Here is an 8,980-nt window from a genome sequence, read left to right as displayed (position 1 = left end):
CATGTTTCACCACAGAATGCACTGACCTGCGGTGACGCCAAAGTTAACGGCATTGGCATCAAACCAACCCGACTCTAATTCCGGATGGACTTGGTATCGGGGACTCGCCAAGTACGCGCCCGTCGATGACGGTTCTGGTTTGGCGCTGAGTCGGTCGAAGACCGCTGTGGGCGTGCCCGGCTTGGCCGGTGTTCACCGACGGTGACGTGACACGTCGGATTTCCCGAAAGTCGTTCGGCGGGAACACAACCGGCGCTGGCTTGCGCCCTTGACCGAACCGTCCGCGGGGCATGGCCTTCAATGGCAGAAAAGCGGTTTCAGCGGGCCCACTGTGCGGTGACGCACTACCCCGCTCCATAGACCCGTTCCGTAGGCCAGGTCGTCGAGCCGCCTCAGGACCAAGTATGTCAATAGTCCAATGTGTCTATCGGTTTCGCCGGCTTTGTCGCGCCGGTTACACCAGTCCGTGACGCCGTCGACGACCGCACTGGCGACCACCACGCGGCGAATCCGTCTCGACACGATCGCGCCGAACAAAGCAGCAGGCCAGTACTGACGGCACAGCGCTGAAGCCAATTGCATGCCCGCACCAACGATCCCTTCGGTCGCGATCACCGCGACGTCTCGCTGCCGCAGTCCTACACCGGCGAGAGCAGCCGCAGTCCGATGGGTGCCCCCGACCCCAACCACCACCGCTGAAACCCAGCTGAGGCGTGACCCCGTGGCGATTAACAACCACAGCGCCAGCGTCCAACGCGACAACTTCAGCGGTGCGATCTTGTCGGGATGCCGACGCCATAGCGGCGCCGCCGACGTCCCGTAAAAGGCTCTTCGCGCCAACCACTTCTTCAGTGAAACTCGATGGTCGTGGGCCACCAAACCACTGGGGTCGTAGCGAAGGCGGGCTCCGCTGTCGAACAGCCGCCAGCACAGATCGACGTCTTCGCCCGAGGTCAACTGTTCGTCGAACCCGCCGAGTTCGACCAGTACTGCGCGCCGGCCGACAATCGCGGCGCTGGGAACGTAGGACACCGGCCCGTAGGGAACGATAGGTGACTCGCTGGTCCCGAGATCCAGCGATGAACGGATCGCTTCGTAGCGGGCCACCACTCCCCCGGATCTGGAGAATGCTTCGATCCGGGGGGCGGCCAGCGCGACAGCCGGATCGCTGAAGTGTCTCAAGACCGCCTCGATCCAGCCGGGGCGCGGCACGACGTCCGAGTCGAGGAATGCCACGTATTCGGTGGTGCAGGCGGCAAGGCCCGTGTTGCGCGCTGCCGCCGGCCCTCTGCTGGAATCATGGCGAATGACTGTCACTTTGGCGCCCGGATCGCCCAGGTGAGACGCGTCGATCGGGTCCAGCGATGCATCGTCGACGATGACGACAGGAATCTCAATCAAGGTCGACACGAGCCGGCGAAGCCCGGATAGGTTGTCGCGCACAGGGATAACCACGGTGAGGTCGTCTACCGAGGGACAGAAGTTCGGGCGGGGATGGGCTACTGCAGCATCGAGCAGTGTTCGAGCGAGCTTCGCCGTCACGGCGTCGCGCACAGTCAGCTGCCTGCCGACGATCAACGATTGCGCCTTCGGGGTCAGCCGTAACAGGCGGGTCGGCGCGCCACCGAGAAGGGCCGCTCCGTCAGACAGGATGCGCACCCGTGCGTCGAGCTCCACCTGAAACCCGATCGGCAGACCCAACGCGCCGAACTCGGCGTCTCCCCGAGCGATTTGCGCCTGCGGCCTCACTGAGTAGACGCTACCGCGCGAGGACGGTGATCTGTGCGGTGTGGAGCTGGCCGTGGGTTTGGAATTGTATGAAGACACGATTTATGCCCCTTGGCTGTCGGCCTGCAACGATCGGCGCCTCCGCGGGCGATCGGTCTGTCGGTTGTGACGCTCGAGGGTGCATGTGCACGGATTGCAGATCCCCTTTCGTGGAAGGCGATGGCCAGCCGGAGCGTGTTCCGCGCGCTGTGGAACCGGAAGACTATGCCGCAGAGCCGCCCCGCGGCGACTTGCCCACCGGGGTGGAGACGGCTCGAATCGGTCGTGTGCTGACAGCAGAGGCACGGTCTGGCTCAAATACTGCCGCGCCAGAGGGGGCGGGCCGCGGTGATCGCGATCCGCGCCAGACCAGGAACGCCAACACGGCACCAGCGACCACCGGTATGTGCACCAATTCGCGGATGGGACTGATTACGCCGTCGGCTGCGTCGACCACGACGTACACAGCCAGGACGATCGAGTAGATGCCCAGTACGCCGACTAGCCCGGCGGCGGCGGCCGGCGTCACCCCGGCGAAGATCATCGCCACTCCAACGGCGATCGACCACGCCGTGGACTCCCCGAACAGGTGGATTCCTAGCGCATCACTGCGTTGGCTTGGCCCGAAGGTCAACTGCATTGCCGTGAGCACCAAGCTAACGACGCCAACCAGCGCGAGGGCACACCGCGCCCAGCCCACGACCGCCAACGAGGACAAGCGGCTCGAACGATCGACGGGGCTGGCGGGTGCACCCTCGACCCCACCAGGCAGGCTGAGGAGCCCACCGACCCGCGCCAGATCTCGAAGGCCCTGCGCCTGCCCGGCGGCGGCCTGATACCAGGCCCGACACTCGGCGCAGGCCTTGAGGTGCTTGTCGGTCCTCTGTCGAGGCACTGGTTCGCGCTCGCCGTCGATTCGCGCCGACAGCGCCTCGCGCGCGAGGCTGCAGTTCATCAATCTATGGTGGCTCATCCCAGATCCCGCGGCTATTCGGGGTACGCCGGGCCGTCAGTCAACGACAGTCTTTTCGCTCGGCGATGTATCCAACCGTCAATTGCGGGCAATCCACGGACACACCTACCCAGATTGGGGAGCGTCCCCGCGGTTCAGACGTCGACTGATTCCCACCCTGCACGCAACCCATGCGTTCTGCCTGTCCGCACAACCGTGCGCGTCTAGTCCTTCTGCTGCCGTCGCGAGTATCTCTGCGACGCGAACAGCAGCGTCAGGTTGGATGACGATCTCGATCGCGTCCCCCCCGATGGCGCCACTGGCTTGTCCGCCCAGCCTGACCCGCAGTGAGAGCAAGCCGTCGGCGGTTTGGTTCGCCGTCAGCCAGCCATCAACAACGCCAGGAATGGGATGCGCCGACCAATCGGATGCCGTGACTGGAGAGTCCCGCTCGATCGTGGGCGGGGTCAGCTCGCTAGCGGCCACCGCTGGTCGGGTCGATCACCCGACGTACTTCCGATATCTTGTCAGCCGGAAAGCCACCCCGCACAGCGTGCTCTTTGACACTCTCTGCGTCGGGCGCTACGTAGACGCAGTACAACTTGTCGTCAACGACATAGCTTTGTTGCCACTGCACCTGGGGCATGTCGTCGAGAACTTCGTTCGACTTGGCGCTGATATCGCGGACCTCTTCGTCAGTCCATTGTCCGGCGCCGGGCACGGCCCGTTCGATGACGAATCTGGGCATAGGGGACCTGCACTTTCTTTGTTGTTTGGCTGCTATCCGCGGCCGGGCATCAGTTGCTGCGCCGAGGGTTACTCGGCAGGCGGGGCCGCGTGCACTAACACTCCCCGCTCCTCCCGCAGTTCGGTGATGGATTTGCCGTACCAGTCGACTGTGCGTGTGGTCATGAGCTTTTCGCTCAGGTCGCGCTCGACCGGCATGAACAGGTTGGTTGGCATGATCGGTGGCTTATACCGAGAACGGAATGCGTCGTTGATGCGCTCTAATTCCTTGTAGTCGGATCCGGCGACCCGCGCGGCCTCGGCGGTACGCGAGCACACCTCGTGGGCGTCCTCCCCGGTTAGGGTCCGGGATCGGAACTCTTCATCAGTCATCGAGTCCATCCGAAGCACCGCTACTCGTTCTTCGAGCCGCGCCTCTATCCAGAGGCTGTCCTGGTCTTGGCGGTCCCAATGGTCGGATCGCCACTTCATTAGGGTCGCGACGGCTTCATCGAGATCGGACAGCGCCTCGGCGCGGGCAGCCCATTCGTTTCGCATCTCGGTGTCCCCATACGGCGACGGGTCGAGGCGGAACTCAGCGCCGAGCGTTTCCTGTTCACGCGCACGGCGGCGTCCCGATCGTTGTTCTTCAGCCATTGCCTTCCTCCATTCTGCTAGGTACGAAATCTTCGTGGTGGCGCAACTCTCGCGGAACCCCTGCGGCTTCGAGCATCCGGGTCGTCGCCTCGATCATCCGTGGTGGGCCGCAGTAGTAGTACTCGAAATGTGCCTGCTTGGCCTCCCGGAGTACGCGGTCGGCAACCTCGACGACGGAGCCCACCTCGCCGGTCCACAAAGGGTCCGGGTTGATCACGCTGGTATGGACGCGCAGGTTCGGCAGCTGCTGGCCGAGCGCTTTCAGTTCCTGCGTGCAGAACACATCACCGAGGTTCGTGTTGCCAAAAATCACCACCGCCGGCCGGTTCGGCTGGCTGGCAGCCATCTGTCGAAGCATCGCAAGGACTGGCGCAAGTCCGGTGCCCCCGGCGATGAACACCGGCGTGTGCTCGTTGTCTCGCAACACGAACTTGCCTCGAGGTCCGTGCAGGCTGATTTGCTCTCCCGGCTGGGCGCCGTTGCCGATATAGCTGGAAAACTCGCCGTCGGGATAGACGCGGATGAAGAACTCCAGCCGCCGGCTGTCGTCGGGCATGTTTGCCATCGAGAAGTCGCGGCTGACGCCGTTGGCGAGCACGATTCGCGCGAACTGACCGGGCAGGAAAGTCAACGGGTCCTGGGCCGCAAGTGTCCGCACCACGACTCGGGCTACCGTGTCGGACACCATCGCAACTTCCTCGATGCTGCCGCGGCGCTCGGTCTCCTCATATTGCTGCGCCATCGAGAAGGGATAGTCGAATTCGAGTTCGAGGTCCGTGCTTGGTCGCAACCGGCAGGCCAGCACGTAACCCTCTTCCTCTTCGCTCGGTGAGAGGGCGTACACCGAGTGAGACATCAGCTGCTGGTATTCGCCGTCGGCGAGGAAGCACTTGCATGTCGAGCACACGCCCTCGCGGCATTCGCTCATTAGGATCAGACCCTGGCGCAGCCCGGCGGTGATCACGTCCTCGTCAGGTCGGCACTCGATCCTGACCTCGTGGTCGTCGTCGAAGAACAGTTTTACGGTGTGGGTCAATGTCTCTCCCGAAACTCGTGTCGGCTGTAATCGCCGGTCATGTCCGTCCCTGCAGGTAGGTGAGCACTTTCAGGCCAGCCAGACGCGCTGAGGATTCGCTGAGGGCGACCCCGTTCTGCACTTGGGCCTCTCCTCGATAGATCGACCACTGCCAGAACGGATCCACCTCTTCGACGACGACGACGAACTCGTCGTCCTGGTAGACGATCGTCTCTTCGCCATCCATCCCGGGACTGCCCGCTACCGCTCCCCGGCGCCGCGGATGTGGTTCAAGTCGGGGTCCTCGTCTTCGTCGTGCGCATCTGGACGGAACTTGGGAAGATCCTCTTCCAACCCCATGAGCTTGGTGCTCATGACGAATTTGTTGCCGTCGTTGTAGGCGCGGCCGATGGTCGTGGTCACGTTCACCATGAAGTCGAACACGTCATAGCGGTGCCCGATCAAGGGTTCCATGATGTCGAGGTCGATCTCGAAGCCTTCTTCGTTTTGGAGGTGGTAGAACGTGCCACAGTCTTCAACGATGAACGTGTCGTCGTCGGCGTAGATGTCCTCCAGCTCCTCGATGACCATTTCAATCTCGGCGCACTTCATCAGGCACAGAACCACCCGTCGGGTTTCTTGCACCGGCGCCTCGGCCCCCGCCCCGTACATTCGTTCGGCGAGCGCCTCGGGATTGAATTCCGCTGCCACCCGCTCTGCGGTGGTCATTGTCCGCAGCCGTTGCTTCTTGGTCTCCGCGGGCGCGGGAGGAGCCGGTTGATCGTCTACTGTCATGTCAGTCTCCATCTCGGATTTAACCGTGCGGCCACGCCGCCCGGACCAGCAAGGAAAAGCGGCGCCCTCGTCATGTTCGGGCGGCCTTCGATGAACCGGTGCGCACCCGCTGCACGAGGTCTTCGACGTCGACATCCAGCTCGAAGACGGGCGCGTACCGGCGCGCCCAGTCGCCGATGACGGTCCGGGCAGCGTCTGTGACCTGCTCGGTGCTGACGTGATTGCGCAGCGTGCTCGTGCTGGCGAAGACCGGAACGAAGTCGGCCATCGCCTGGATCGATTGCATCGCCCAGTCGCGGGCCCACAGCCTCATCAGCGACTTGTTGTAGTCGCCGAACTTGGGATCTCCAGCCAGCATGTGACCGAACAGTTCGAACGCCCACTTCGCGCCGATCTCCGAAGCGTTGATCGACGGCCACACGATGGCCGGAGTGAGCTGGTCACCGTGCAGCGGCGCCAGGCGATGGAAGAACTGCTGGCGGACAAAACGGCCGAACAGCGGTTCGTGCACCATGAATGCCGCGAAGACCGCCTCGATGTGGTCATATACGTCGCCCCACATGCGTTCGATGATCTCGCGGGCGGTTCGGTAGGCCGGGTTGGACAACCACGCCTCCCGCGCCGGCGCCACCTCGGCGGAAAAGCCGTCGACATTGTGGGACAGGTAGACTTTCTCGGCCTGGATCATCTCGGCGCTGTCGAGGTGATCCATCGCTCCGGTGATGATCGCGACCCGCAGTACGTCGGTTAGTGAGTCGCGTGCCGGGGAACCCAGGGCCATGAACAGGCCGTATTCGTGGTGGGCGTAGGCGCCGAAAATGACGGGGAGGACTTCCATCGCCCATTCCCGGTCGAGGTCGCGGTAGAGTCCTTGCGCGGCGTAAGTGGCGAATAGCCGCCCACTTTCTTCGTTCTCTTCGGCCTTTTGCGCCACATATGAGGGCTGTCCGCGGCCGGACGGGTCGCGAAACACAAACCAATCCGACGATTTCGCCTCGGTGGTGTAGTTCTCCCACGGGGCACGGCCACCGGAGAACTTGTTGCAGAACCCGCCGACACCCAAACCGCCGGGAATCCAGTCCGGGTTGGGCTGAGCGTAAAGCAACAGCGACTCGTACTCGGAGATCCTGCGGCGATACGGTTTGGCGTACCACTGCGAGGTTCGCCGCGTTTCCAGTGGTTCGCGTTCCACATCGTAGGCCGGGTTCAGGAACGCTCTCCGCACCCCCTCCATCGCGGGCGGGTCGTGGTCTAGTTCGGTAGTCATTCGATGATCCTCGATTTCAGTCGGATTAGGGCTGGGCAGTTGGACAGTTAGGGCGCGACAGGTTCCGACCGAGCGAACCGAACGATTCGCCCGTTCGGTCGGAACCGCGGCTCCGTCAACGTTTGACGGCGCACACCCCGTGCTTGAGCGGGTCGCGAATCTCCACGTTGCAGGCCCGCAGGTCGTCGAGCGTCCACAGCCGTTCGCTGTTGAGGTGTGGCTGCGCCAGCAGCGTCTTGCCGTCGCTGCGCACCGCGCCAGCGGCTTCGACCATGCTGGCGATGTCCCAGCCGTCGAACTTTTCCAGCAGGTTCTGCCCCTGGTAGCGTTCCGGTTCCTTGAGGAACATCCGCTCACACCACTGCGAGCAAAGCGCGTGCTTGCGGCCGTTGTGTTCAAGGATCCGCATGTTCTCCATCGCCTTGCCCAGCGTCGGGGTGACGATCGGGAACTGGCACACCCGGCAGATATGCAGGCAAGCTCCCGCCTGCAGCAGTGTCTCCAGGGGCAAGGAGTGGTTCGCCGGATCAGTCATGCCCGCGTCGCGCCACGCGTCCCACAGGTAACCGACCTCGCTGTGCCAGCCCGGGTAGTTGTTCTCGAACCAGTCCATGTCGCGCGCGTTGGGCGGGTCCATCCGGATGCCTATCAGCGGCCACAGCGCGTACGCGACAGCGAACGTGAAGTGGTGGCCCCAGTAGGCTTCGCGTTTGGCATCGGCCAGGTTGCGGGGCGATTCGATGCCGAACTTGGACAGTCGGCCCAGCCAGATGCCGCCCCAGTCCTCATACACCCAGCGGTCCCACACCCGCGCCCACGGCTCAAGCCGGTTGACCGCTCCGTACTCGAAGCCGGCGCCCACGACCGGGGTGGCGAAGCGATGCTGCAGCCAGAACGCGTTCTCCAGATCGGTCTGCAGATACTTCATGTTCTCGGCGTCGTGAGCGACCGACACGATGGTCTGGTAGCCGTTGGCCATGTGGCGCATCTCGTCAGACTGAATCGACAAGAAGATCGTCGGGGTGATCTCGTCACCATTGGCGGCGCTCCACTCCGTCATCGCCACGATCAACGGGTTGGTGAAACATGCCTCAGCGACCAGCTGCAGATTCAGCGAGGCGAACACCGGGTCGCCCGAGCAGAAGTTCTCCCCGAAGGCCTGCATGTCGGGAGCGAACAGCGGGTTGATGTAGCGCCACTTGCGCATGTCGGTAAAGCCGGCGGGGTCGTAGTACTGGCTCGCGTAGTACTTCGTCAGGTAGTGCACCTGAGTGGTATGGCGGACCTCGTCCTCGACCTGGTTCAGATAGCCGTTGCGCAGCTCAGGCGAACGGGTGGTGTCGTAAAGCACCGCCGAACCCGCCATTGCAGCGTATTCGCCAAGCTCCAGGGCCCCGCCGAGCAACTTCATGACCTCGCCCCAGCGCGGTTCCACCCGCTTCGGGGCCTGCATGCGCGCCAGGCTGTCCAGCAGGCTGCCATACTGACGGTCGTCCTTCTCGCCCTCCATCCGGGCGTAATCGCGAACGACCAGCTTGAACTGCTCCTGGGCCTTGGGGTCGAACGTGTACTTGGTCGGATATTTCCCGCGCACGGTCTCGGCGTCCCAGCCGAGGTCCATCAGCCAGGAATGCACCTCCTGGCCGTTAACGTGGGCGTGGGGCGCCGACGGATGGCCGGAAACCTTTCCGGGCAGAGTAGCGGTCATATTGAGAGTCCTTTCTCCAGTTCCCGACGTTGAGACCAGGGTCTGCTGCACGAATAGGTGACATCTGAGTTGGCTTGCCCCGGGTGGGTGGGC

Annotated in this window: 10 protein-coding genes; all 10 read right to left on the bottom strand. The window is 63.4% G+C overall.

Annotation, left to right across the window (positions count from 1 at the left end; translation table 11 throughout):
- Positions 1–297: 297 nt before the first annotated feature.
- The 10 genes from mftF to CRM90_RS28835 all read right to left on the bottom strand — a co-directional run bounded on the left by mftF (position 298) and on the right by CRM90_RS28835 (position 8,887).
- Entirely contained in the window at positions 298–1,701 is a 1,404-nt protein-coding gene (gene mftF, locus CRM90_RS28875; protein WP_102810298.1) for a mycofactocin biosynthesis glycosyltransferase MftF, read from the bottom strand.
- 58 nt (positions 1,702–1,759) lie between these two features.
- Positions 1,760–1,927, bottom strand: a complete 168-nt coding sequence (locus tag CRM90_RS31625) for a hypothetical protein (RefSeq protein WP_502693334.1) — start codon at positions 1,925–1,927, stop codon at positions 1,760–1,762.
- 63 nt (positions 1,928–1,990) lie between these two features.
- The gene (locus tag CRM90_RS28870) at positions 1,991–2,722 is read right to left on the bottom strand and encodes a zf-HC2 domain-containing protein (protein WP_102810297.1); all 732 of its coding nucleotides are present in this window, start codon (positions 2,720–2,722) and stop codon (positions 1,991–1,993) included.
- Between the two features lie 472 nt (positions 2,723–3,194).
- Positions 3,195–3,467 carry a DUF4242 domain-containing protein gene (locus tag CRM90_RS28865; RefSeq protein WP_102810296.1) on the bottom strand — a complete coding sequence of 91 codons (273 nt, stop codon included), beginning with the start codon at positions 3,465–3,467 and terminating at the stop codon, positions 3,195–3,197.
- A gap of 68 nt (positions 3,468–3,535) precedes the next feature.
- Positions 3,536–4,102, bottom strand: a complete 567-nt coding sequence (locus CRM90_RS28860; RefSeq protein WP_102810295.1) for a methane monooxygenase — start codon at positions 4,100–4,102, stop codon at positions 3,536–3,538.
- Positions 4,095–5,138 (bottom strand): 2Fe-2S iron-sulfur cluster-binding protein, encoded by a 1,044-nt coding sequence (locus CRM90_RS28855; protein ID WP_102810294.1) that lies wholly within the window; start codon positions 5,136–5,138, stop codon positions 4,095–4,097. The genes CRM90_RS28860 and CRM90_RS28855 overlap by 8 nt, the downstream gene beginning before the upstream one ends.
- Before the next feature lie 37 nt (positions 5,139–5,175).
- Positions 5,176–5,364: a hypothetical protein gene (locus tag CRM90_RS28850; RefSeq protein WP_102810293.1), complete on the bottom strand. Its 189-nt coding sequence runs from the start codon at positions 5,362–5,364 to the stop codon at positions 5,176–5,178.
- A gap of 14 nt (positions 5,365–5,378) precedes the next feature.
- Positions 5,379–5,912, bottom strand: coding sequence for an MmoB/DmpM family protein (locus CRM90_RS28845; RefSeq protein ID WP_102810292.1), 534 nt, complete (start codon positions 5,910–5,912; stop codon positions 5,379–5,381).
- Between the two features lie 70 nt (positions 5,913–5,982).
- Entirely contained in the window at positions 5,983–7,179 is a 1,197-nt protein-coding gene (locus CRM90_RS28840) for a ferritin family protein (protein ID WP_102810291.1), read from the bottom strand.
- Positions 7,180–7,294: 115 nt separating this feature from the next.
- Positions 7,295–8,887: a ferritin family protein gene (locus tag CRM90_RS28835; RefSeq protein WP_102810290.1), complete on the bottom strand. Its 1,593-nt coding sequence runs from the start codon at positions 8,885–8,887 to the stop codon at positions 7,295–7,297.
- Positions 8,888–8,980: the final 93 nt, after the last annotated feature.

It is taken from the genome of Mycobacterium sp. ENV421, assembly GCF_002887815.1.
GTDB lineage: Bacteria > Actinomycetota > Actinomycetes > Mycobacteriales > Mycobacteriaceae > Mycobacterium.
Note: the sequence above shows the minus strand (reverse complement) of the source record. Positions and strands in the feature narration are given on the sequence as shown.